We start from the raw sequence: 22,990 nt of genomic DNA, 5'->3' as shown, positions 1-22,990 counted from the left end.
GTGCCGCACTGCGGTAGGGTCTGCCGCACCCCTGGCTGATCGAGGAGCGTGCACGTGTTCAACCGGACCAGAAGCCTGCAGATCACTGCGGCCCTTGCGTCCATATCCCTGCTCGCCGGATGCGGTCTGCTTTCGGACGACAGCAAAGACGCCGAAAAGAAGATCACCGTCGGCACGACGAGCGCCCCCACCACCCTCGATCCCGCCGCGGCCTGGGACGGCTCCTGGGAGCTGTACCGCAACGTCTACCAGACCCTTCTGGCGTTCCCCACGGGATCCGCCAAGCCCCAGCCCGACGCCGCGCAGAACTGCGAGTTCACCGACTCCGCGAACGAGTCCTACCGCTGCACCCTGCGCAAGGGCCTGAAGTTCTCCAACGGCGAGACCCTCGACGCGAAGGCCGTCAAGCACTCCCTGGACCGGATCCGGACCATCGGCTCCAAGGTCGGCCCCAAGGACCTCTTCGGCAGCCTCGACCGGATCGAGACCCCCGACGCGCAGACGGTCGTCTTCCACCTGAAGACCCCGGACGCCACCTTCCCCTTCGTCCTCGGCTCGCCCGCGGCCTCGCTGGTCGCCCCCGGCGTGTACCCCGCCGACAAGGTCCGCGAGGACGGCAAGGTCACCGGCTCCGGCCCGTACGTCCTGGAGTCGTACAAGGAGGGCAGCGAGGCCGTCCTGACCGGGAACGCCTCCTACAACGGCTTCGCGAACCGCCGCAACGACGGGGTCACCATCCGCTACTTCGCGGACGCCGGCCAGATGGTCTCCGCCCTCAAGGCCAACGAGATCGACGCCACCTACCGAGGCCTCTCCGCCGCCCAGATCAGGGAGCTGCAGGACCCCGCGGCCAACTCCCAGGGCGTCCAGGTCGTCGAGAACGTCGGCTCCGAGATCCGCTACCTGGTCTTCAACCCCAAGGACGACCCGAACGTCGCCAAGGCGCCCGTCCGCCAGGCGATCGCCCAGGTCATTGACCGCGGCTTGCTCGTCTCCAAGGTCTACCAGGGCACCGCCGAGCCGCTGTACTCGATGGTCCCCAAGGGTGTCGTGGGGCACAAGACGCCCTTCTACGACAAGTACGGACAGGCCGACGTCCCCAAGGCCAAGAAGATCCTCAAGGACGCCGGCATCACCCAGCCCGTCGAGCTGACCTTCTGGTACACCACCGACCGCTACGGCGCCTCCACCGCGGACGAGTTCACCGAGATCAAGCGCCAGCTCGACGAGAGCGGCCTGTTCAAGGTCACCCTGCGCGGCCAGCCCTGGAAGGCCTTCCAGGAGGGCTACAAGAGCGGCCAGTACCCCGTCTTCGGCCGAGGCTGGTTCCCCGACTTCCCGGACCCGGACAACTTCATCGCGCCGTTCGTCGGCAAGGAGAACGCGGTCGGAACCCCGTACGAGCCCGCGCAGATCCTCACCGACCTGCTGCCGAAGTCCCGCCGCGAGGGCGACCGCGCGGCCGGCATCCCGCAGTTCGAGCAGGCCCAGCAGATCTTCGCCGAGGACGTCCGCCTGCTGCCCCTGTGGCAGGGCAAGCTGTACGTGGCCGCACGCGAGGACATCGCGGGCGCCGAGCGCGCGCTGGACCCGCAGACCGTCTTCCAGATGTGGGAGCTGTACCGCAAGACCAGCTGGTGATCCGCCCCGCAGGGGGTGCCCCGGGAGCACACCGGCCTCCGGGGGACCCCCTGCGGGTGAGGCAGTGTCAGTGGCTGCCGGTAGGTTCGGGGCGTTGCACGCGTTGCGCGTACTTGTACTACCGGAGGTTGTCGCCGTGACCCAGATGCTGCCCGAGTCCTGGCTTCCCGTCCTCGGCGGGGAGCTGGACCAGCCCTACTTCAAGGAGCTCACCGAGTTCGTCGAGGAGGAGCGGGCGAACGGGCCGGTCTACCCGCCCCGCGAGCAGGTCTTCGCGGCGCTGGAGGCCACCCCCTTCGAGAAGGTGAAGGTGCTGGTCCTGGGCCAGGACCCGTACCACGGCGCCGGCCAGGGCCACGGCCTGTGCTTCTCCGTCCTGCCCGGCGTCAGGACGCCGCCCTCCCTGCGCAACATCTACAAGGAGATGCAGGCGGAGCTCGACCTCCCCGTCCCCGACAACGGCTACCTGATGCCGTGGGCCGAGCAGGGCGTCCTCCTGCTGAACGCGGTGCTGACCGTCCGCGAGGGCGAGCCCAACTCGCACAAGGGCAAGGGCTGGGAGAAGTTCACCGACGCGGTGATCCGCGCCGTCGCCGACCGGCCCGACCCGGCCGTCTTCGTGCTGTGGGGCGCCTACGCCCAGAAGAAGCTCCCGCTGATCGACCAGGAGCGGCACGTCGTGGTCAAGGGCGCCCACCCGTCCCCGCTCTCCGCGAAGAAGTTCTTCGGCTCCCGCCCCTTCACGCAGATCAACGAGGCTGTCGCCGCGCAGGGCCACGAGCCGATCGACTGGCGGATCCCGAACGTCGGCTGAGCCCCGCGCGGGCCTCGGCCCCCTGTCAGGCACCTCCGTCCGGGGCCGTCTCCCCCCGATAGCCGGTCGGGCCCGCGCCGGGCGGCGTGGGTCAGGCAGGATCCGGAACCGACGGTCTAGCGTCGGGACGGTCAGACCGGAGCAGGTCTGCCAGGGCGAGCAAGCCGGAGGCCGCGGTGACCGAGCAGCAGGAGGCGTCGGAGGACGCCGTCATGACCCGGATCGGCCAGGCGGTCATCCTGCTGCACGCCGGGGACCGCGAGGAGGCCCGCAACCGGCTCCGCGACCTGTGGACCGAGCTGGGCGAGGAGGGCAACGGCCTGCACCGGTGCACGCTCGCCCACTACCTGGCCGACGCCCAGGATGACCCCGCCGACGAGCTGGCCTGGGACCTGCGGGCCCTGACCGCCGCCGACGCGCTGCGGGAGGGGCCGCGCCCCCGGCACGAGCTCCCGCCGCCGGCCGTCCGCGTGTTCTACCCCTCGCTGCACCTGAGCCTGGCCGCCGACTACGCCAAACTCCAGCGCACCGCCGAGGCCCGGCTCCACCTGGAACGGGCCAGGGCCGCCGCCCGGGCGCTGCCCGACGACGGCTACGGGGCCGGCGTACGGTCCGCCATCAGCCGCCTGGAGCGGCGGCTGGCGGGAGAACCGGGCCAGGGGCCCCTGCGGTTCCCCGGACAGCACCCCTGAGCGGTCGGTCGCACCGGGCCGCGGACAGCCCGCCGGCGCCGCCGCCGGGTTTCCCGGTCCGACGGGCCCGCCGGTCCGCCTCGCGGCGGGCCGGGCGCCGTCAGCCGCTCTCAGCCGCCTTCGACGCCCCCGCAGATCCGCGCCTCCGGGCTGTCCGGTGCCCACCTGCCGTGCTTGCGGCCGAACGCGCACACGTCCTCCGGCCGGACCGGAAGCCGCTCCGCCACCTCGCGCGGCACCCGCGCCTTCGGCTCCGCGCGCTCGCGCGGCCCCTGCCCGGCCTGGCCGGGGCTGACGGCGCTGCCCGGCGGCAGCGGCTCCGGGATGTCCGGGACGGGCGGCGCGACCCCTCCGGGAGGAGTCCCCGCGGAGGACCCGGCGGGCTCCGCCGCGGCCGGCACCGCGGGGCCGGAGCCGGTCGCGGAGGCCGTGGCCTGCGCGGGCTGCTCCGGCCCCGCCCTGAGCGCCTCCAGCGCGGGCGCCCGGACCTCCACGGGGTCCGACTGGCCGCTCGGCTCGTGCCGGGGCGGCGTGCCGGCGGTCCCGGGGGCGCCGGCGGGCTGCATCGGGGCGGGGGTCACGTTCATACAGCCGGACACGGCCGAGACGGCGCAGGCCACCGACAGCAGCAGTTTCGTCGTGGTTCGGGTTGGATGCACTCGCGCAACTCTGCTGTGTGGGGACCCCGTTGTGAAAACCGGGAGCCGGAATTGACCCCGCACGGGTGACGGACGTCAGCCGGACACCGCGAGTCGGACATCCGTGCCCAGCGCGTGCCGAGGCCGGACGTCAGTCGCCGGTGGCGCCGTCGAGCTGCTCCCTCAGCAGGTCCGCGTGCCCGTTGTGGCGCGCGTACTCCTCGATCATGTGGAGGTAGACCCAGCGCAGGGTGAACACCTCGCCCCGGTGGTGGCTGTCGGCCTTCGACGCCAGGTCCAGGGAGCGGCCCGCCGCGGCCTTGCGGGCCTCCTCCACCTCCGTGCGCCACACCCGCTCCGCGTCTGCCCAGGTGTCCTCCGCCGTGAAGTGGAAGTCCCCGTCCCGGTCCTCGCGGGTGACGTAGCGGTCGGGAAGGTCCTCGCCGAGCATGATCTCCCGGAACCAGTACCTCTCCACCTCCGCCATGTGCCGCACCAGGCCCATCAGCGACAGCTCGGACGGCGGGAGGGGCGCCCTGCGCAGGTCCTCCTCGGCGAGGCCCTCGCACTTCCAGGCGAGGGTGGCGCGGTGGTAGTCCAGCCAGCCCTCCAGCATCTCGCGTTCGCCGGCGCGGGTGGGGGGTTCGGTGCGGGAGGATCCCGGAGTCGTCGTCATGGCGGCCATCCTGGGCCAACGCAAGCCGCTCCACCAGCGATTAAGCTGCGGGGATCGGACACGGCACGACACGGAGGTGCACGGTGAAGGTCGGCGTCATCGGACTGGGCGACATCGCCCGGAAGGCGTACCTGCCCGTCCTCTCCGCCCGCCCCGGTCTGGAGCTGCACCTCCAGACCAGGACCCCGGCCACCCTGGAGCTCATCGGGGAGACGCACAGGATCCCCGCCGCGCAGCGCCACAGCGGGCTCGACGGGCTGCTGGCCGAGGGCCTCGATGCGGCGTTCGTGCACGCGCCGACCTCCGCCCACCCGGAGATCGTCGGCCGGCTGCTGGAGGCCGGCGTCCCGACGTACGTGGACAAGCCGCTCGCCTACGAGCTCGCGGAGTCCCGGCGGCTGGTCGAGCTCGCCGAGGCGCGCGGCACGAGCCTCGCCGTCGGCTTCAACCGCCGCCACGCCCCCGGCTACCTGCAGTGCGCCGACCACCCGCGCGAGCTGATCGTCATGCAGAAGAACCGGGTGGGACTCCCCGAGGACCCGCGGACCCTCGTCCTCGACGACTTCATCCACGTCGTCGACACCCTGCGCTTCCTCGCGCCCGGCGAGACCGACCACCTCGACGTGCGCGCCCACGTGCGCGACGGGCTGGTCCACCACCTCGTCCTGCAGATGTCCGGCCCCGCCTTCACCGCCCTCGGGATCATGAACCGCCGCTCCGGATCGCCCGAGGAGGTCCTGGAGGTGTCCGGGCAGGACACCAAGCGGCAGGTGGTCAACCTCGCCGAGGTCATCGACCACCGCGGCCAGCCGACCGTGCGCCGCCGCGGGGACTGGGTGCCGGTCGCCCGCCAGCGCGGCATCGAGCAGGCCGTCGACGCCTTCCTCGAAGCCGTGACGGCGGGGAAGGCGCTCAGCGCGCGGGACGCGCTGCTCACCCACGAACTGTGCGAGCGGGTGGTGCGCTCGGTCCAGGAGCAGGCCTCCTGAGGCGCAGCGCCCGCACCGCGGCGCCCGCCCCGCAGCCGGCCAGCAGCAGCACGGACGCGGCCGCGGCCCAGTCGCCGAAGCGGACGTAGGCCGTCGTGCCCCGGGCGAGCGGGACCTCGTACACCTCGGCCGTGCTCGCGGAGACCGGGAGGCGCGGGCCGGCCGGCTCGCCCGTCGGGCCGTGCACCGCGCTGATCCCGGTGAGGGTGGCGTGCACGACGGGGCGGCCGGTCTCCGCGGCCCGCAGCGCGGCGAGCGAGGCGTGCTGCGCGGGCGCCCAGCTCTCCTGGAAGGTGGACGTGGCCGACTGGGCGACCAGCAGGCCGGCCCCCTCGCGCACCAGGTGCCGGCCCATGTCGGGGAACGCCGACTCGAAGCACACCAGCGGGCCGATGCGCACCCCGGCCCCGCCCGGCAGCTCCATCACCACCGGGGCCGCTCCGCGCCGGCGGTCCTCGCCCGCCGCCCTGCCGACCGAGGTCGCCCAGCCGAGGACGGACCGGGCCGGTACGTACTCCCCGAACGGGACCAGGCGCATCTTGTCGTACCGGTCGCCGGTGGGGCCGCCCGCACCGACGAGGACCGAGCTCTTGAATATCCCCTCCCCGCCGCCCCCTCCGGCCGCCGCGGCGGCTTCGGCGGGCCGCCGCGCGTCGACGTTCACCAGGACCGGCGCTCCCACCTCCGCGGACAGCGCGGCCAGCCGCCGGGCCAGGTCCGGGCGCGCCGCCAGGTCCGCCCCGACACTGCTCTCCCCCCACACCACCAGGTCGAGAGGCCGCCCGGCCAGCGCCCGCGTCAGCCGCTCACCGGCAGCGAAGCGCCGCTCGGCGCTGTCGGGCCCGTCGGCCACCAGGCCCGGCTGGACGACCGCCACCCGCAGCCCGCCCGACACCTGCGGCCGCGGCGCCCACTGCCACACCGCCGCGGTCAGCACGGCGCACCCCGCCAGCCCCGCCACGGCCGGCGCCCGCGCCGACGGAACGGCGACCAGCAGCACCAGCACGCAGTTCACCGCCACCACCAGCAGGCTCACCAGCCACACACCGCCCACCGAGGCCAGCCGCAACGCCGGGCCGACCTGCCACTGGCTCGCCCCCAGCAGCCCCCACGGCCCGCCCAGCCCCTGCCACGACCGGACCAGCTCCGACAGCAGCCACCCCGCGGGGACCAGGACCAGCGCAGCCGCCGCCCGACCCCGCGCCGGCACCCCGCCGAGCAGCGTCCGCACCAGCAGCGCCCACGGGATCCACAGGACGCCCAGCAGGGCTGCCACCGGCAGCAGGAACACGTGCAGGCTGGGCAGCAGCCAGTGGTGCACGGCCAGGATGAAGCCCGCCCCGCCCAGCCAGCCCTCCAGCGCCGCGCGCCGCCCGCTCGGCGCCGAGCGCAGCAGCAGCATCCACGGCACGAGCGCCGCGTACGCCCACCACCACAGCGCCGGCGCCGGGAACGCCAGGCACGGCAGCGCCCCCGCGGCGACGGCGGCGGCCGCACGGGCGAACCGGGTACGCCTCGGGATCATGACGCGCCTCCGCTTCCAGTGTGGGGCAGAGCCCGGTCGGCAGCCCCTCAGGCGGACAGCCGGCGCCACTTCTCGTGCACGGCGACGCGGGTGATCCGCCAGCCGTCCCGGTCGGAGCGGGCCAGCGCGAAGGAATAGCGCCCGGCGGTCACCAAATGGGGCGCGGGGTCCCCGGCGGCCGCGGACCCCGCCGCGTCCATCCGCATGGGATTGACGAAGTCGGCCCGCACCTGCGCGCGGACGGCCGGCCAGCCGCTCCCCTCGCCCTCCAGCCGGACCAGCCGGTTGACCACGAGGTGCTGGCGCACCGGGAAGCGCCGCAACGCCTCCGCGAGCCAGTCGGCCACCTCGCCGGCCGGGCCCTCGATCCCGCCCGCCGAGGTGTAGTCCGCACGCCCGCCGGGAGCGAACAGCGCCCGGTAGGCCTCCCAGTCGCCGTCGTCCACGGCCACCGCGTACCCCGTGACCACCTCGTCGATCGCCATCCGGTCCATCACGGCGGCGAGATCCCCGCGCTGCGTCATCGGGTCAGTGTGGAGGCCCGGCGCCGCCCGGCCAAGAGGCGTGCGCGCACCGGGCCGACGCCCGCGCGGTCAGTGGCCGGAATGCACCTCGCGCTGCCGGACCACCACCAGGAACGCATCGCTGGCCAGGTCCATCACCACCTCCGCCGGCACGCCCTCGCGTATCCGCTGCGCGGCGTACTCCTCGGCGGGCCAGCTCCCCCGCGGACTCCCCGCGGGAAAACGCTCCAACACCACTCGGCCCATGGGACACCCCCTGCTGCTCGCCAGGCCGTTCTCCGGTCTCCACACACAAGACGAGGAGGCCCCCGGGGACGTTCCCGGAAGCCTCCCCAGTTCACTCGAACAGGTGATCGTCGAGGTGTGTCAGCCCGCCGACTCGGCGGCGTGCGGGCTGAGGACGCCCAGGCCGATCAGGACGAACAGGGCGATGCCGAGCAGGATCCGGTAGATCACGAACGGCATGAAGCTCTTGGTGGTGATGAACTTCATGAACCACGCGATCACCGCGTAGCCCACGAGGAAGGCCACGACCGTGGCGAAGATCGTCTGTCCCCAGGCGACGTGCCCCTCGCCCAGGGCCGTCAGCTCCATGCCGCCCGAGGCCAGCACGGCCGGGATCGCGAGGAGGAAGGAGTAGCGGGCCGCCGCCTCGCGCGTGTACCCCATCAGCAGGCCGCCGGAGATCGTCGCGCCGGACCGGGAGACGCCCGGCACCAGGGCCATCGCCTGGCACACACCGAAAATCAGGCCGTCCCGGACCCCGAGCTCCCGCAGCGTCTTGCGCTCGCGGACCGCCCGGTGCCGGCCGCCTTCCTCGTCACGGGCCGCGAGCCGGTCGGCGATGCCCAGGACGACACCCATGACGATCAGGGTCGTCGCCGTCAGCCGCAGGTCGCGGAACGGGCCCTCGATCTGGTCCTTCAGGGTCAGCCCCAGCACGCCGATCGGAATCGAGCCGACGATGACGAGCCAGCCCATCACGGCGTCGTGGTCCGAGCGGAGCGACTTCGTGTAGAGCGACCGGAACCACGTGGAGACGATCTTCACGATGTCCTTGCGGAAGTAGATCAGCACCGCGGCCTCGGTGCCGATCTGTGTGATCGCCGTGAACGCCGCCCCCGGGTCCTCCCAGCCGGCGAACGCGGCGGTCAGCCGGAGGTGGGCGCTGGAGGAGATCGGCAGGAACTCCGTCAACCCTTGGACGAGACCGAGGATTAGGGATTCGAACCAGGTCATGTGGGCGTCGCTCGTCCTTGTTCTCGTCGTGCTCGTCGGACAGTTCGGATCAGATGCTAGGCCCCGCGGACGCCCGCTCCGACCACGGGGGCCGGTGCCGGGACGCGCTCCTCGGCGACCCGCACGGCCGGGGCCGCCAGGCGCCGCCTCCCCCGCCACCCGACGACCGCCGCAGCCGCCACCGAGACGGCGATGAACGCGAACGAGAACAGGAACGCGGGGGAGTCGGGGCTGTCCGCGCTGGCCCCCGCGACCACGTACGCGGCCGTGTTCGGGACCACGCCGAGCGCGGTCCCGGACAGGAACGGCAGCCAGCCGCAGCGCGACATCGCCGCGCAGTAGTTGGCGGCCGCGAACGGCAGGCCCGGGAAGATCCGCACCGCGAGCACCGACCGGAACCCGTGGCGGGCCAACTGGTCGTCGGCCGCCAGCAGCCAGCGGCCGCGCATCAGCGGGCGCAGCGCGTCCCGCCCCAGCGCCCGCCCCATGCCGAAGGAGATCCCGGCGCCGATCACCGAGCCGGCCACGGCCGCGGGCAGCCCGAAGGGGATGCCGAAGAGCGCGCCGGCGGCGAGGTTCAGCAGCGGCCGCGGCACCAGCGCCGCCGTGCCGAGCCCGTACGCGACCGCGAACAGCACGGCAGCGGCGCCCACGGGGAGGCCCGGCGGCCAGCCCTGCGACAGCAGGCGCTGCGGCTCGTAGACCAGCACGCCGACCCCAGCCGTGGTGAGCAGCACCACGAGGAGGGACAGCCGGGCCCACGGCGCGAGGAGGAGGGACATCCGGGGAGACTAACCGACGTGTGCGGCGCCCCGCCGTAATCCGGGTCTCATGCGGACGAACACCCGGTGGCCGCGAGATGGCCGGCGAGCGGCCCGCCCGAACGCGGGCCACCCCGCCCAACAGGCCTCGGAGGCGGGGAAATTCGTTCGACGGAGGCGTCCGCCGTCCGGCAGGATCGCGGCATGTCCCGGCCCGCCTTCCCCGCAGAGCCGTCCGCAGTCGCGGACGCGCCGAAGGCTGCCCTCCCGCCCCTCGGCGCACAGACCGCCGTCGACGGCGCACGAAGCTGACCCTTCCCGGACAGTCCGGCGGACCCCGCAGGGGGAGGGTCGGCCCGCCCAGGGGTCCCGTCCCGGCCGCGGCCGGCGGCGCGCAGAGCGAACGACACGGGAAGAGACACCATGGCCAAGACGGCCTTCGTACGCACCAAGCCGCACCTCAACATCGGCACCATGGGCCACGTCGACCACGGAAAGACCACCCTCACCGCCGCCATCACCAAGGTCCTCGCCCGGCGCGGCGGAGCCTCCTTCGTGCCCCTCGACCGCATCGACCGCGCCCCCGAGGAGGCCCGGCGCGGCATCACCATCGACCTCGCCCACGTCGAGTACGAGACGGACACCCGGCACTACGCGCACGTCGACATGCCCGGCCACGCCGACTACGTCAAGAACATGGTCACCGGCGCCGCCCAGCTCGACGGAGCCATCCTCGTCGTCTCCGCCCCCGACGGCGTCATGCCGCAGACCGCCGAGCACGTCCTGCTCGCCCGGCAGGTCGGAGTCGACCACATCGTCGTCGCCCTGAACAAGGCGGACGGCGCCGACCCGGAACTCGCCGACCTCGCCGAGCTCGAAGTGCGCGAGCTGCTCACCGCCCACGGCTACGGCGGGGACACGGCACCCGTCGTACGGGTCTCCGGGCTGCGCGCGCTGGAGGGCGACCCGAAGTGGACCGGGGCCGTCGAGGCGCTGCTCGACGCGGTCGACACCTACGTCCCCGTGCCCGTGCGGTACACGGACGTGCCCTTCCTGCTGCCCGTCGAGAACGTGCTCACCATCACCGGCCGAGGCACGGTCGTCACCGGCGCCGTCGAGCGCGGGCGGATCCGCGCCGGCGACCGGGTCGCCGTCCTCGGCGGCGGCGGCGGGCCCGTCGAGACCGTCGTCACCGGCCTGGAGACCTTCCGCAGGCCGATGGAGTCCGCCGAGGCCGGGGACAGCGCGGCCCTGCTGCTGCGCGGTGTGCCGCGCGACGGGGTGCGCCGCGGCCACGTGGTGGCCGCGCCCGGGAGCGTGGAGCCGCGGCGGCGCTTCACCGCGCAGGTGCACGTGCTGTCCGCGCGGGAGGGCGGCCGGCGGACCGCGTTGACGACGGGGTACCGGCCGCAGTTCCACATCCGCACCGCCGACGTCGTCGGCACCGTGGACCTGGGCGCGGCCGAAGCCGCCCGGCCCGGGGAGACGGTCGCGATGACCGTCGAGCTCGGGCGGGACGTGCCGCTGGAGGCGGGCCTGGGCTTCGCCGTCCGCGAGGGCGGTCGGACCGTCGGCGCGGGCACGGTCACGACCGTCCTCGACTGACCGGCCTGGGGCATGCCGCCCCCCGCCGTACCGGCCTGGCGCATGCCGCCCCCCGCCGTACCGGCCGAGGGCGGCATGCGCCAGACTGCCTGACCGACGGCACGGACGCAGGCGAAGGGGGCGCAGGATGGGCGGCACGGACGGCACGGACGGCACGGACCGGGGCACGGCACTGGTGCTGGGCGGCGGCGGGCTCACCGGCGTCGGCTGGGAGTGCGGGGTCCTGTACGGGCTTGCCGAGGCGGGCGTGGACCTCGCCCGCGCCGACCTCGTCGTCGGCACCTCGGCGGGCTCCCTCGTCGGCGCCCAGCTCGCCTCGGGCCGACTCACCCCGCGGGAGCTGTACGAACGCCAGCTCGCCGACCCGGCAGGCGAGACAGCGGCCCGGGTCGGCGCCGGCCTCCTCGCCCGGTACGCCGCCGCGATGCTCCGCTCCCGTGATGCGGCGGCCTACCGGCGCCGCATCGGGGCCATGGCGCTGGCCGCCGACACCGGCAGGGAGGAGGCACGCCGCCGGGTGTTCGAGGAGCGGCTCGTCTCACACGAGTGGCCCGGGCAGCGCCGACTCGTCGTGACCGCCGTCGACGCCCTGACCGGCGAGCCGGCCGTCTTCGACCGGGACGGCGGGACCGGGCTGGTCGACGCCGTCGCGGCGAGCTGCGCCGTGCCCGGCGTCTGGCCGCCCGTGACGGTGGGGGAGCGGCGCTTCGTCGACGGAGGAATCCGCTCCGCGGTCAATGCCGACCTGGCGGCCGGGTACGAGCGGGTCGTCATCCTCGCCCCGATCACCCTCGGCTCCCGGCTGGTCCCCTCACCGGCCTCGCAGGCGGAGGGGCTGCGGCGGGACGGCGCCCGCGTCCTGCTGATCACCCCGTCGGCTGCGGCCCGCCGCGCCATCGGCAGGAACGTCCTCGATCCCGCACGCCGGGCCCCCGCCGCGCGGGCCGGCCACGCGCAGGCCGCCGAACACGCGGCGGAGGCCGCCGCGGTGTGGACCGCCTGACCCCCGGCGCGGACAGACGGCCCCTGCCGGGCGTACCGGCCGCCCGGCTGCCGGACAATGGTGCGGTGAGCGACGAGCAGATCCCGGTGGTCCGGGCCGTGGGGCAGGGCACCGCCAAGCTGATGCCGGACGTCGACCGGGACCGGGCGTGGCTGCTGACCGTCGACGGCGCCCCCCAGTCGTACGTCGACCTCGACGACCCGGAGCACCTGGAGTTCGAGTACGCCCGCCGCATCGCGCACGTCCTGGACTGCGCGGCCGATCCGGGCCGCCCGCTGGACCTGGTGCACCTCGGCGGCGGCGCCCTGACGCTGCCGCGCTACGCGGCGGCCACCCGCCCCGGATCGCGGCAGTCCGTCGTCGAGTTCGACGCCGGGCTGGCCGCGCTGGTGGCGGAGCACCTGCCGCTGCCCGCCGGATCAGGCGTGACGGTGTACGTCGACGACGCGCGGGCCTGGCTGGACGCGGCGCCCGCGGACAGCGCGGACGTCCTCGTCGCCGACGTGTTCGGCGGCTCGCGCGTGCCGGCGCAGCTGACGTCCGTGGAGTACGCGCGCCGGGCGGCCCGGGTCCTGCGGCCCGGCGGGGTGTACGCAGCCAACCTGGCGGACGGGGCGCCGTTCGGCTTCCTCCGCGGCCAGCTGGCCAACTTCCGCGCCGCCTTCGACCGGGTGGCCCTCGTCGCCGAGCCGGGCGTCCTGCGCGGCCGCCGCTTCGGCAACGCCGTCCTGCTCGCCTCGGACCGGGAACTCCCCCTCGCCGCGCTGGCCCGGCGGTGCGCCGCCGACGCCTTCCCCGCACGAGTGGAGGACGGGCCCGCGCTGGAGCGGTTCGTGCGCGGCGCCCTCCCGGTCGCCGACGCGGACGCCGTCGCCTCGCCCGAGCCGCCCGACGGCGCGTTCGGCATCGGCTGAGCGCGGGCGCGAGGGCGCCGGGCCGTCCCGGCGAGGACGAGGTTGCGTGGGCGGGCGATGCCGAGCATGGCGTGGTGGACTCCGTCGCCAGTGAGGCGGCAGTCGCAGAGGATCTTCCAGGTCTTCATGCGGGCGAAGACGTGCTCGACGCGGTCGCGGACCGGCTTGTGGGATTCGTTGTGTTCCACCTTCCAGGCCGGCAGCTCGGTCTGGATGCGTTCGCGCCGGTGCGGGATGACGAGTCCGGTTCGTGCGCCAGTACGCCGCGACCAGAAGGCCCCGGTCCTCCAGGGGAAGGCTCCACGGTCGGCCCTTGCGGACCGCGTCCGCACCCTCGCGCGGCAGTACGGTCACCAGCTTCCCGAACAGGTGCGGGCTCAGCCCGGTGAACGGGGCGATCCAGGACGGCTTCGATGACGTGATCACACCAGCCACACCGCATGGGACCATAGCGGCCATGTCAGGTCAGGTCTGGGTGTCCCTCATATCCTTGGGCGGCGTGGTACTCGGCGGCATGCTGTCTTACCTCGTCCAGCACAGGACTCAGTCGTCAGCAGAACGCGCCGAGCAGCAACGGCAGCTGAGCGCACTTTCGGAGGCCCGGCGCGCGGAACGGCTGGCGCTGCTGGAGCGGTTCATCGAGGTGGCCGCCGAGGCCGAACGCTCCGCGTTCAGCCGACCTTCCGAATGGGACGATACCCACGCCTGGTACCTCACGACCCAGGGCGTGATGAACAGGCTCTGGGTCGCAGAACGGCTCATCCGCATCCAATTCCCCCTGCCCGTACACGACGCGGCACGTGCGTACTTCCTGGACCTCAACCGAACGGTGTGGGAAGGCCTGCCGGACGGCGAGAGCGTGCGGGACTACCTGGAGGACAACCGGCTGGCGTTCCTCGACGCGGCCCGAGCGGTTATGGGATAGCCCCAGTTGCCGGCCCGTCGAAGATCCTTGTATGCCCCCTTCAGGACAGTTCCTTCCGCATCAACGTGCACATCGTTTCGTGGCGGCGCAACGATCCATCGGGGGCTTGTTCGTCCCACGAGTCCGGCTGGCGGTCGTACGCGACATAGCCCAGTCGCTGGTACAGCGCACGAGCCCGGGGGTTGGCTTCCTCCACAGCCAGCTCGGCCCGCCGCAGACCGCGGTCCTTGATCCGCAGCTCTGCGGCTTCGACGAGGAACGTGCCGATCCCACACGACTGCAATGCGGGGTGGACTGCCAGCTGCCACAACGTGCCGACGCCCTCCTTGGCCTGGTAGTCGACACCGCCCTTTGCCACAGGGATGTCCGTCCCAGGGCAGACTGCCAGGTAGTCGACCTCACCAGCCCGAGCACGCGCCAACTGCTGGGCCACGCCGGCCAAGTGGTGGTCAGACCCCGCCCACCCGCACGACGCCAGGTCCGCATGCACCAGGTCACGGGCTGACAGCCTCAGTACAACATCGATCATCTTGGGTACCTCCGGCCAGTCAGCATCCACGCTGATCCCACGTGGCGCCAACCCGTTTCCGCAGCCCGCGGCAGACTGCGCCCGCACCGATCGGAAGATTCTTTGCCGGACAGACCTCAGGTGCAATCAACGGCATCGCGTCCAAGCGTGGCCCAGGCGTGCCTAGGTGTGCACCGTCTCCGGCTCCGCAGCAGCCCCAGGCGCGGGGGCGGGCAGCGCGCCGGCCTTCGGGGGCGAGGGCCGGCGCGTCATCCGGCGGACGTCGGGCACCGCGAGGACCGCGGCGGTGACCGCCACGACCAGGACGGCGCAGCCCCACAGCGCGTTCGTACGGCCGAAGGCCGCCTCGGCGGGTCCCGCCAGGGCCGTCGCCAGGGGCAGCATCGACACCGAGCCGAACCAGTCGTAGGCGGAGACCCGGGAGAACTTGTCCTCCGGGATCTCCTGGTGCATCGTCGTCATCCAGTTCACGCCGAACACCTCGATGGCCGCGCCGCTGACGAACATCACCGCGCACAGGCCCCACACGGGCAGCGGGACGGCGAGCCCGGCCGACGGCAGCGCCAGCGGGAACACGCACAGGGTGCCCACCAGCAGCAGCCGGCGCGGCTTCCACACCATCATCAGGACGGCGCCGGCGAGGGTGCCCACCCCGAACAGGGCGAGCGCCAGGCCCCAGGGGGCGGGGCCGCCCAGCTGGTCGCGGGCCACGAGCGGCCCGTACACGGCCTCGGCCGCACCGACGACCGCGACGACGACCGAGAACTGGAGCACGATGCTCCACAGCCAGGGCCGGGTACGGAACTCCACCCACCCCTCGCGCAGGTCGGCCAGCAGGCCGCCGCCCGGCGCCCGTTCGGCGACGCGGCCGACGTCGAGGGCGGCGCGCAGCGCGCCGGCCAGCGCGAACGCGGCCGCGTCGACGGCGAGGACCCAGCCGGGACCCATCGCGGCGATCATCGCGCCGCCCAGCGCGGCCCCGCCGATGCCGGCGCCGTTCATCGCCATCCGGAACAGGGCGAACGCGCGGTTCGCGTGCTCGCCGGAGACGCTGGAGAGCAGCATGCCCTCGGCGGCCGGGTTGAAGAAGGCCGTGCCGGTGCCGCAGAGCGCGGTGAGCAGCATCATCTGCCACAGCTGCGGCGTCCCCGTGAGCACGAGGACGGCGAAGGCGGCCTGCGAGGTGCAGTTGAGGGCGTTGGCCGCGACCATCACCCGGTGGCGTGGCAGCCGGTCGGCGACGGCGCCGCCGACCAGGAGGAACAGCACCAGCGGCAGGGTGCGGGCCGCCGCCACCAGGCCGACGTCGCCCCCGGAGCCCCCCGCCTCCAGGACGGCGAACGCCGAGGCGATGAGCGCTCCGTGGCTGCCGAGGTTGGTGATGACGGCCGCACCCGTCAGCAGCGTGTAGTTGCGGCCGGCCCAGGCGGGCCTGCGGCGCCGCGGGGCCGGTGCGGGCGGGGCGGGATGGGTGGCGGGGGAACTCACCCTGGGACTATCCCCGTCCCGGGCCGGGATGCCAAACGGATATCCGGCCCGGGACGGACCCCGCGCACGGGCCCGGCAGGGGCCCGCGGCGGGCACCGGCCGGATCGGCGTGGATCAGGGCGGACCGGCCGGGATCAGCCCGTCGTTCCGGTGCCGTGCAGGCGCACCGAGCTGAGGACCTTGTCCATCGTCTCCTGCGGGACCTCGCCCTCGACGCCGACGGAGCTGAAGAGGATCCAGCTGGAGAAGTCGCCGTTCGCGGTCTTGAAGCTGAACGCGATGGACTTGCCGTCGCGGGAGCACTTGTTCTCCTTGGGCACGCCGAGCGCGGTCGCGGTCGCCATGTGGCCCTTGAGGCCCGAGGAGGTCGTGTACTCCTTGGGGTCGGAGACCTTCACGGTCCCCTTCGGCGCCTTCTGCGCGAACGCGGCGAACGCCCAGTTCCCGGCCTCGTTGCGGACGGCCTCCGCGGTGTCCTTGGCGCCCTGGCCGCCCTTGGTGCCGGTGCCGGCCAGCTCGGTCTTCTCCTCGCGGCCGTCCTTGTCGGAGTCGATCTTGCACCAGTCCTCCTTGAGGAAGGCCGGTGCGGAGAAGCTGATGATCGGCTTGCCGTCGTTCTTCACGTCGTCGGTGAAGCTGGCGATGACGCCGGGGTTCGCGACGTTCCACTCCGGCGGCACGTCGAAGGCGGTGCCGTACTTGGGGTTGACCACGACCTTCCAGCCCGGGATCACCGGCTGGGCGTCGCCGCCGCCGCGCGGGTTCGCACCCGTCGGTGCCGGCTCGCTCGAGGCCGGGGCGGAGGCCGAGGAGGAGGCTGCGGGCTTGCCGTCGGCCTCGTTGCTCTTCCCGTCGTCCCGGGTGAGGACGAACGCCCCCGTCGCGGCCGCCGCGACGACCACCGCGGACGCGGCGACGATCGCGACCGTCTTGGTGGAGAGGCCGCCGCCTCCGCCGCTCGGGGGCCCCGGAACGGCCTGCTGGGGCTGAGTCCACGGCTGTGCCGGCTGCCCGGGCTGGCCCGGCGCCTGGTATCCCGCCTGCGGGTATCCGTATCCGGGCTGCTGCTGATACGGGTTCGGCTGCTGTCCCGGCGGCTGCTGGTACGGGTTCTGTTGCGCGTCCTGAGGGTTGGGCTGTCCCCCGGGCGGCTGCTGCTGTCCTGGCCACATGGCCGACAACGATAGTGGGAGGCGCCGTCACCGGGAACGGCCGCCCCCGGCAAGAGGTCTGGTCAAGCAGGTCTACTCGTGGGTAACATCGCCGCCCATGAGCGCAGACCAGATGAACGTGGGCGAACTGCTCGCCGCGACCGTGCCCATGGCCAAGACCCTGAACCTCCAGTTCCTGGAGACCACCCCGGAGCGCGCGGTCGTCCGGCTGCCGGACCAGCCCGACTACCACAACCACGTGGGCGGCCCGCACGCCGGCGCCATGTTCACCCTGGCCGAGTCCGCCAGCGGCGCCATCGTGCTCGCCGCGTTCGGCGACCAGCTCTCGCGCGCCGTGCCCCTCGCGGTGAAGGCCGAGATCGCCTACAGGAAGCTCGCCAAGGGCGTCGTCACCGCCACCGCCACGCTGGGCCGCCCCGCCGCCGACGTCGTCGCCGAGCTCGACGCCGGAGGCCGCCCCGAGTTCCCTGTCACCATCGCCATCCAGCGCGAGGACGAGGCCGTGACCGGGGAGATGACCGTCGTGTGGACCCTGCGCCCCAACGCATGACCACACCTCCCAGGGGGAATGAGTGGGGCCGCGCCTGCCGGGCGCGGCCCCACTCGCGTTTGCCGGGTCCCGGCCGGGCCTGGCCGCCCGAGCCCGCCCGGGCCCCGGCCGAGGCGCCGCGGACACCGACGACAGGAGAGCCCCCATGGCAGGCAGAGCCAGGATCGACATCAGCCTCGACGCGGAACTCGTGGTGGAGGTGATGGTCCTCGCCGGGGTCGCCTCACCTCAGGACGCGGTCGAGGCCGTCGTACGCGACTACATCGCCCGCGGGCACCGCACCGAGGCGCGCGTGCAGGCGCAGGACGAGCCGCGGCGCACCCCCGACCCCCTGGTGCAGCCGCCGCAGGGCTGAAACTCCGCCCCGCCCCTGCGCGTCCCGCCCGGCCCGCCGCCCCTGCGGCGCCACAGTGGCCCCGGGAGCGGTCCGGCGCGGGCCGCTCCCGCCGACCGGAGCCGCAGGGAGCACCATGAGCGAGGCCGTGTCATGAGCGGGGCCCTCTCCCGGCGTTCGGCGGTGCGGCTGCTCGGCGCCCTCGGTGCGGCAGGCGCGGCGCTCGGCGCGGGCGGCTGCGGAGCCCCGCTGCCTCCCGGCGCCACCGCCCGTACGGGCACCCGTACCGCCCCCGCCCCGGCGGCGGGCGCAGGCGCCGCCGCCGGGGCCGGGCGGCCGGGCAGCGCCGCCCGGGTCGAGGCGCTGCTGGAGCGGCTCACGCTGGAGGAGAAGACCGCCCTCCTGCACGGCGCCCCCGACCCCGCCGCGCGCGGCCCGGCCGGCCACCTGCCGGGCGTGCCGCGCCTGGGCATTCCGCCGCTGCGGTTCGCCGAGGGACCCGCCGGGGTGCGGGCGGCCGGGCCGGCCACCGCCCTGCCCGCGCCCGTCGTGCTGGCCTCCGCCTTCGATCCGGCACTGGCACGCGAGTACGGCCGCATCCTCGGCCGCGAGGGCCGCGCCCTCGGCCAGGACGTGCTGCTCGCTCCCGCGGCCGGCCTCATCCGCACCCCCCTCGGCGGCCGCAACTCCGAGGCCTTCTCCGAAGACCCGCGGCTGACGGCCGACCTGGTCGCCGAAGTGGTCCGCGGCATCCAGGACGAGGGCGTCGTCGCCGCCGTCCGGCACTTCGCGCTCTCCTCCCGGGAGCAGGGCCGGCACACCGCCGACGCCGTCGCCGGGGAGCGGACGCTGCACGAGAGCGCGCTGCGCGGCTTCGAGGCGGCCGCGGCCGCCGGGGCCGGCGCCGTCGTGGCCGCCCCGCACAAGGTCAACGGCATCCGCGCCTGCGAGAACAGGACCCTCCTGGAGGACGTGCTGCGCGATCGCTGGGGCTTCGGCGGCTGGGTGCTCTCCCACCGGGACACCTCCCACGGCACCGTCGCGTCCATCGGCGCCGGCCTCGACATGGAGATGCCGGGCGGCACCCGCTTCGGAGCCCCGCTCGTGGAGGCCGTCCGCGCCGGCACCGTCGCCGAGGCCTCCGTCGACCAGGCGGTGCGCCGCATCCTGACCGTGATGGACCGGTTCGGCCGCCTCGACGGCCGATCCGCCGCCCGGCCCGCCCGCGACGCGGCCGCCGGGGCGCGGCTCGCCCGCCGCGTCGCCACCGCAGGCGCCGTGCTGCTCCGCAACGAACGCGGCACCCTGCCGCTGTCCGGAGCCGCTGCCCGCTCCCTCGCCGTCATCGGCCCCACCGCCCGGATGCCGTCCGCCGGTGCGGCAGGCGGCACCCCCGCGGCCGCCTCCCCGCTCTCCGCCCTCGCCCGGCGCGCCGGGAACGGCGCCTCGGTGGTCCACGCCGCCGGCGAGGACATCCACGGCCGACCGCTCCCCGCGGACCTGTTGACCCCGCCCGCAGCCCTCGACGACCGGTGGGTCGCCGCGGGGCGCACCTGGAGCCACGAAGGCCGCTTCACGCTCACCGCAGACGACGACTGGACCCTCCTCGTCCACTACTCGGGCGAGCGGCCGACCGTCCGCCTCGACGGCGAGGAGCTCTTCCCCCTGCGGCAGGGCGCCGCCGAGCAGGATGCGGGCGGGCTGCCGGCCGCCGCACCCGACGGGCTCGCCCTCCGCCGCCGCACCGTCTCCCTGCGGGCGGGCGAGCACCGGCTGTCCGTCACCGCCCGGGGCGGCCCCCGCGGGCAGCGTTTCCGGCTGCGCCGCACCACGGGCGCGACGAGGGCCGCGGACGTGGCCGAGGCCGTACGGGTCGCGAAGTCCGCCCGCAGCGTCGTCGTGTTCGCCCACGAGGAGACCGCCGACGGCGCGGACCGGGCCTCGCTGGGCCTGCCCGGCGGACAGGCCGCCCTGATCGAGGCCGTCGCCGCGGCGAACCCGCGCACCGCCGTCGTGCTCAACACGCCCTCGGCCACGGCCATGCCGTGGCTGGCCCGCACCGGCGCGGTCCTCCAGATGTACCACCCCGGCCAGGAGGGCGCGGAGGCCGCCGCGTCCGTCCTCTTCGGCGACACCGACCCGGGCGGGCGGCTCACCCAGACCTTCCCGGCCGACGGGCGCCGCACCCCGGCGGCCGGGTCCCCGCAGGGCCCGGGGCCGGGCGGGCGCGAGGAGTACACCGAGGGCGTCCACACCGGCCACCGCTGGTACGACGCGCAGCGGGTGGCGCCGCTGTTCCCCTTCGGGCACGGGCTGTCGTACACCTCCTGGGAGTACGCGGACCTCGCGGTCCGGCCCGAGGGCGGCGGGCTGCGCGTGGAGTTCACCGTCCGCAACACCGGCCGCCGCAAAGGCACCGAAGTGGCCCAGGTGTACGTCGGCCCCTCGCCCCGGCTCGCGCTCGAACAGCCCCTGCGGGCCCTGGCCGGCTACCGGCGCCTCACGCTGGGGCCGGGGCAGTCCGAGCGGGTCGCCGTCGGCGTGGACGTGCGGGCCCTGTCCTGCTGGGATCCGGAGAAGCACGGCTGGGTCCTGGGCACGGGCCGGCGGGAGGTCTTCGCGGGCCGCTCCTCGCGCGACCTGCCGCTGCGGGCGGGGGCGGTCGTCCGGAGCGGATAGGCTGCCCGTTCGGCGCGTCACCGGGGACGCGCCGGTACGCAATCAGGAGGACGCACCGGTGCACATCCAGGAATGGCTGGAGCAGATTCCGGCGGTGGCCATCTATCTCCTGGTCGGAGTGGTCATCGGCCTGGAAAGCCTCGGCATCCCGCTGCCGGGGGAGATCATCCTCGTCAGCTCGGCGCTGCTCGCCTCGCAGCACGGGGAGATCGACCCGCTGGTGCTGGGCGTCTGCGCCACGACCGGGGCGATCGTCGGCGACTCGATCGGCTACGCGATCGGCCGGCGCGGGGGCAAGCCGCTGCTGGAACGGCTCGGGAAGCGGTTCCCGAAGCACTTCGGGCCGGCGCAGGTCGCCCTGGCGGAGCGCTCCTTCCAGAAGTGGGGCATGTGGGCCGTCTTCTTCGGCCGCTTCGTGGCCCTGCTGCGGATCTTCGCCGGGCCGCTGGCCGGCGTGCTGCACATGCCGTACTGGAAGTTCCTGATCGCCAACGTCTTCGGCGGCATCCTGTGGGCGGGCGGCACCACGGCCGTCATCTACTACGTCGGCATCGTGGCCGAGGCCTGGCTGAAGCGGTTCTCCTGGCTGGGCCTCGTGCTCGCGGTGCTGGTCGGCCTCACCTCGATGATCGTCATCAGGCGGCGCGCAGCGAAGGCGGCCGCCCAGGCTCCGGCGCCGGAGGCGCCCGAGGAGCCCGCGCGGGCCGAGCCTGCCGCCGCCCGCGGCTGACGCCGGCCGCGGGCGGAGCCGGCGGGCCGGGCGGGCCCGCCGGGTTCCGGCGCGGATCAGGCGTGCGGGACGACCGAGGCGCGGTGCTGTTCCGCGAGCTCGCGGTACATCGCGGCGTTGAGCCGGATGCCCTCGCGCTCCTCGTCGGTCAGCTCCCGCCGCACCTTCGCGGGGACGCCCGCGACGAGCGAGCCCGGCGGGACCACCATGCCCTGCGGCACCAGCGCCTGCGCGGCGACCAGCGAGCCGGCGCCGATGACCGCGCCGTTCAGGACGGTCGCGCCCATGCCGATCAGGCAGTCGTCCTCGACGGTGCAGCCGTGCACGACCGCGTTGTGGCCGATCGAGACGCGCTCGCCGACGGTCACCGGGAAGCCGGGGTCCACGTGCAGCGTGCAGTTGTCCTGCACGTTGCTGTCGGCGCCGAGGACGATCGGGCCGCAGTCGGCGCGCAGCACCGCCGAGTACCAGACGCTCGCGCCCGGCCCCAGCGCGACGTCGCCGACCACGACCGAGGTCGGCGCCGTGAAGGCGCCGGGGGCGATCTGCGGGCTCCTGCCCCCGACGCCCGCGACGAGTGCCCCGGCCGGGGTGTGGTCCGCGTGTTCCGCCATGTTCTCTTCCTCAGTCCTGGGAGGTGCGGCCGCCCGCGGGCGGCGCGCCCGGTGGATCCTGCGTGTCGCGCCAGGGGCACCGTAGGCCATGGCCGCCTTCCGGCCTGCGATGGGGTGAAGATCACGGCGCGGCCGGGGCACCGGGCACGCTACGGTGACCCGGTGCCGAAGAACCAGAACACGTTCTCATCGCTGACCGCCCTGCGCCGCCGCCTCGCCGGCCGCGCGGCGCACGCCGCCTGGCGCTGGATGCAGCAGGCCGGCGCCGTCACCGCGCAGACCCCGGGACGGCTCCGCTTCGGGGCGATCGGGCACGGCACGCGGCTCGCGTTCCCCCAGGGCACCGTCTTCGGCGAACCGTGGATCCGGCTGGGGGGCCACTGCATCGTCGCCGAACAGGTGACGCTCACCGCCGGGATGCTGCCCGGCCTCGACCTGGGCGCGGAGCCCGTCCTCGTCATCGGCGACGGCGTGGTGCTCGGCCGGGACACTCACGTCATAGCCGACAGCCGCATCACCATCGGGAACGACACGTTCTGCGGGCCCGGGGTGTACATCACCTCAACGAACCACAGCTACGACGACCCGAACGAGCCGGTCGGCCGGCAGTGGCCGCGCAGCGCGCCCGTCGAGATCGGCCCCGGCTGCTGGCTCGGCACCGGCGCGGTGGTGCTGCCCGGGGCGAAGCTGGGCCGGAACGTCGTCGTCGCCGCGGGGTCGGTCGTCCGGGGCGAGGTGCCCGACCACGCGGTGGTCGCGGGCGCCCCCGCCCGTATCGTCCGCCGGTGGACCGAGGAGGCCGGCTGGCAGCCGCCACTGCGCACCCCGGCCCCGGTGCCGATCCCCGACGGCGTCACCCCGGACCAGCTGCGGGCGCTCGCGGAGCTGGCCGAGGCCGAGCAGCGCACCGCCGAGGCGGCCGCCGCCGAGCCGGCCGCGGGGTAGCCG

At 74.5% G+C, this 22,990-nt stretch carries 24 protein-coding genes and 1 pseudogene; 13 read left to right on the top strand and 12 right to left on the bottom strand.

Annotated features, from left to right (window positions below; all coding sequences use genetic code 11):
- Positions 1-54 precede the first annotated feature (54 nt).
- The 3 genes from C0216_RS19965 to C0216_RS19955 all read left to right on the top strand — a co-directional run bounded on the left by C0216_RS19965 (position 55) and on the right by C0216_RS19955 (position 3,147).
- Positions 55-1,641, top strand: coding sequence for an ABC transporter substrate-binding protein (locus C0216_RS19965; RefSeq protein ID WP_114056605.1), 1,587 nt, complete (start codon positions 55-57; stop codon positions 1,639-1,641).
- 145 nt (positions 1,642-1,786) lie between these two features.
- Positions 1,787-2,455 carry a uracil-DNA glycosylase gene (locus C0216_RS19960; protein ID WP_174250531.1) on the top strand — a complete coding sequence of 223 codons (669 nt, stop codon included), beginning with the start codon at positions 1,787-1,789 and terminating at the stop codon, positions 2,453-2,455.
- Between the two features lie 176 nt (positions 2,456-2,631).
- Positions 2,632-3,147, top strand: coding sequence for a hypothetical protein (locus C0216_RS19955; RefSeq protein ID WP_114056603.1), 516 nt, complete (start codon positions 2,632-2,634; stop codon positions 3,145-3,147).
- Positions 3,148-3,257: 110 nt separating this feature from the next.
- Here C0216_RS19955 and C0216_RS19950 read toward each other — a convergent pair whose 3' ends face one another.
- A complete protein-coding gene (locus C0216_RS19950; protein ID WP_246042629.1) occupies positions 3,258-3,806 on the bottom strand; it encodes a hypothetical protein in 549 nt (182 codons plus the stop codon).
- Between the two features lie 130 nt (positions 3,807-3,936).
- Positions 3,937-4,461, bottom strand: a complete 525-nt coding sequence (locus C0216_RS19945) for a DinB family protein (RefSeq protein WP_114056601.1) — start codon at positions 4,459-4,461, stop codon at positions 3,937-3,939.
- Positions 4,462-4,544: 83 nt separating this feature from the next.
- Between C0216_RS19945 and C0216_RS19940 the strand changes: the two genes are divergently transcribed.
- Complete coding sequence (locus C0216_RS19940; protein ID WP_114056600.1) at positions 4,545-5,450, top strand: Gfo/Idh/MocA family protein; 906 nt, start codon at positions 4,545-4,547, stop codon at positions 5,448-5,450.
- On the opposite strand, the gene lnt is transcribed toward C0216_RS19940, so the two are convergent.
- From lnt to C0216_RS19915, 5 genes are all read right to left on the bottom strand, one after another.
- Positions 5,395-6,975: an apolipoprotein N-acyltransferase gene (gene lnt / locus C0216_RS19935; protein WP_114056599.1), complete on the bottom strand. Its 1,581-nt coding sequence runs from the start codon at positions 6,973-6,975 to the stop codon at positions 5,395-5,397. The genes C0216_RS19940 and lnt overlap by 56 nt on opposite strands.
- 47 nt (positions 6,976-7,022) lie before the next feature.
- Entirely contained in the window at positions 7,023-7,499 is a 477-nt protein-coding gene (locus tag C0216_RS19930) for a nuclear transport factor 2 family protein (RefSeq protein ID WP_114056598.1), read from the bottom strand.
- A gap of 69 nt (positions 7,500-7,568) precedes the next feature.
- Complete coding sequence (locus tag C0216_RS19925; RefSeq protein ID WP_162793081.1) at positions 7,569-7,736, bottom strand: hypothetical protein; 168 nt, start codon at positions 7,734-7,736, stop codon at positions 7,569-7,571.
- 129 nt (positions 7,737-7,865) lie between these two features.
- Entirely contained in the window at positions 7,866-8,738 is an 873-nt protein-coding gene (locus C0216_RS19920; protein WP_114056596.1) for an undecaprenyl-diphosphate phosphatase, read from the bottom strand.
- A gap of 56 nt (positions 8,739-8,794) precedes the next feature.
- The gene (locus C0216_RS19915; RefSeq protein ID WP_114056595.1) at positions 8,795-9,520 is read right to left on the bottom strand and encodes a TVP38/TMEM64 family protein; all 726 of its coding nucleotides are present in this window, start codon (positions 9,518-9,520) and stop codon (positions 8,795-8,797) included.
- Positions 9,521-9,922: 402 nt separating this feature from the next.
- Between C0216_RS19915 and tuf the strand changes: the two genes are divergently transcribed.
- From tuf to C0216_RS19900, 3 genes are all read left to right on the top strand, one after another.
- Complete coding sequence (gene tuf, locus C0216_RS19910; RefSeq protein WP_114056594.1) at positions 9,923-11,104, top strand: elongation factor Tu; 1,182 nt, start codon at positions 9,923-9,925, stop codon at positions 11,102-11,104.
- 127 nt (positions 11,105-11,231) lie between these two features.
- Positions 11,232-12,107 carry a patatin-like phospholipase family protein gene (locus tag C0216_RS19905; RefSeq protein WP_114056593.1) on the top strand — a complete coding sequence of 292 codons (876 nt, stop codon included), beginning with the start codon at positions 11,232-11,234 and terminating at the stop codon, positions 12,105-12,107.
- A 122-nt stretch (positions 12,108-12,229) separates the two neighbouring features.
- On the top strand, positions 12,230-13,021 hold the full coding sequence (locus tag C0216_RS19900) for a spermidine synthase (RefSeq protein ID WP_114058797.1): 792 nt from the start codon (positions 12,230-12,232) through the stop codon (positions 13,019-13,021).
- 26 nt (positions 13,022-13,047) lie between these two features.
- On the opposite strand, the pseudogene C0216_RS33915 reads toward C0216_RS19900, so the two are convergent.
- Positions 13,048-13,456: pseudogene (locus C0216_RS33915) on the bottom strand (IS5/IS1182 family transposase); the annotation flags it as partial.
- A 22-nt stretch (positions 13,457-13,478) separates the two neighbouring features.
- Between C0216_RS33915 and C0216_RS19890 the strand changes: the two are divergent.
- Positions 13,479-13,946 (top strand): hypothetical protein, encoded by a 468-nt coding sequence (locus tag C0216_RS19890; RefSeq protein WP_114058796.1) that lies wholly within the window; start codon positions 13,479-13,481, stop codon positions 13,944-13,946.
- 40 nt (positions 13,947-13,986) lie between these two features.
- On the opposite strand, the gene C0216_RS19885 is transcribed toward C0216_RS19890, so the two are convergent.
- The 3 genes from C0216_RS19885 to C0216_RS19875 form a co-directional block, all read right to left on the bottom strand.
- Complete coding sequence (locus C0216_RS19885) at positions 13,987-14,475, bottom strand: GNAT family N-acetyltransferase (RefSeq protein ID WP_114056592.1); 489 nt, start codon at positions 14,473-14,475, stop codon at positions 13,987-13,989.
- 162 nt (positions 14,476-14,637) lie between these two features.
- Complete coding sequence (locus C0216_RS19880; protein ID WP_114056591.1) at positions 14,638-15,963, bottom strand: MFS transporter; 1,326 nt, start codon at positions 15,961-15,963, stop codon at positions 14,638-14,640.
- A gap of 134 nt (positions 15,964-16,097) precedes the next feature.
- The gene (locus C0216_RS19875) at positions 16,098-17,135 is read right to left on the bottom strand and encodes a hypothetical protein (protein ID WP_114056590.1); all 1,038 of its coding nucleotides are present in this window, start codon (positions 17,133-17,135) and stop codon (positions 16,098-16,100) included.
- 97 nt (positions 17,136-17,232) lie between these two features.
- Between C0216_RS19875 and C0216_RS19870 the strand changes: the two genes are divergently transcribed.
- From C0216_RS19870 to C0216_RS19855, 4 genes are all read left to right on the top strand, one after another.
- A complete protein-coding gene (locus C0216_RS19870) occupies positions 17,233-17,685 on the top strand; it encodes a DUF4442 domain-containing protein (RefSeq protein WP_174250426.1) in 453 nt (150 codons plus the stop codon).
- 145 nt (positions 17,686-17,830) lie between these two features.
- Positions 17,831-18,040, top strand: coding sequence for a type II toxin-antitoxin system VapB family antitoxin (locus C0216_RS19865; RefSeq protein WP_114056588.1), 210 nt, complete (start codon positions 17,831-17,833; stop codon positions 18,038-18,040).
- A gap of 132 nt (positions 18,041-18,172) precedes the next feature.
- On the top strand, positions 18,173-20,698 hold the full coding sequence (locus C0216_RS19860) for a beta-glucosidase (RefSeq protein ID WP_114056587.1): 2,526 nt from the start codon (positions 18,173-18,175) through the stop codon (positions 20,696-20,698).
- Between the two features lie 58 nt (positions 20,699-20,756).
- Positions 20,757-21,428, top strand: a complete 672-nt coding sequence (locus C0216_RS19855; RefSeq protein WP_114056586.1) for a DedA family protein — start codon at positions 20,757-20,759, stop codon at positions 21,426-21,428.
- 56 nt (positions 21,429-21,484) lie between these two features.
- Here the strand turns inward: C0216_RS19855 and C0216_RS19850 are convergent, their stop codons facing one another.
- Positions 21,485-22,042 (bottom strand): gamma carbonic anhydrase family protein, encoded by a 558-nt coding sequence (locus C0216_RS19850; protein WP_114056585.1) that lies wholly within the window; start codon positions 22,040-22,042, stop codon positions 21,485-21,487.
- 162 nt (positions 22,043-22,204) lie between these two features.
- Here C0216_RS19850 and C0216_RS19845 point away from each other — a divergent pair, with 162 nt between their 5' ends.
- A complete protein-coding gene (locus C0216_RS19845) occupies positions 22,205-22,987 on the top strand; it encodes an acyltransferase (RefSeq protein ID WP_114058795.1) in 783 nt (260 codons plus the stop codon).
- Positions 22,988-22,990: the final 3 nt, after the last annotated feature.

The sequence above is a fragment of the Streptomyces globosus genome, from assembly GCF_003325375.1.
GTDB lineage: Bacteria > Actinomycetota > Actinomycetes > Streptomycetales > Streptomycetaceae > Streptomyces > Streptomyces globosus_A.
The sequence above is the reverse complement of the archived record's forward strand: the minus strand, read 5'-3'. Positions and strand labels throughout refer to the sequence as shown.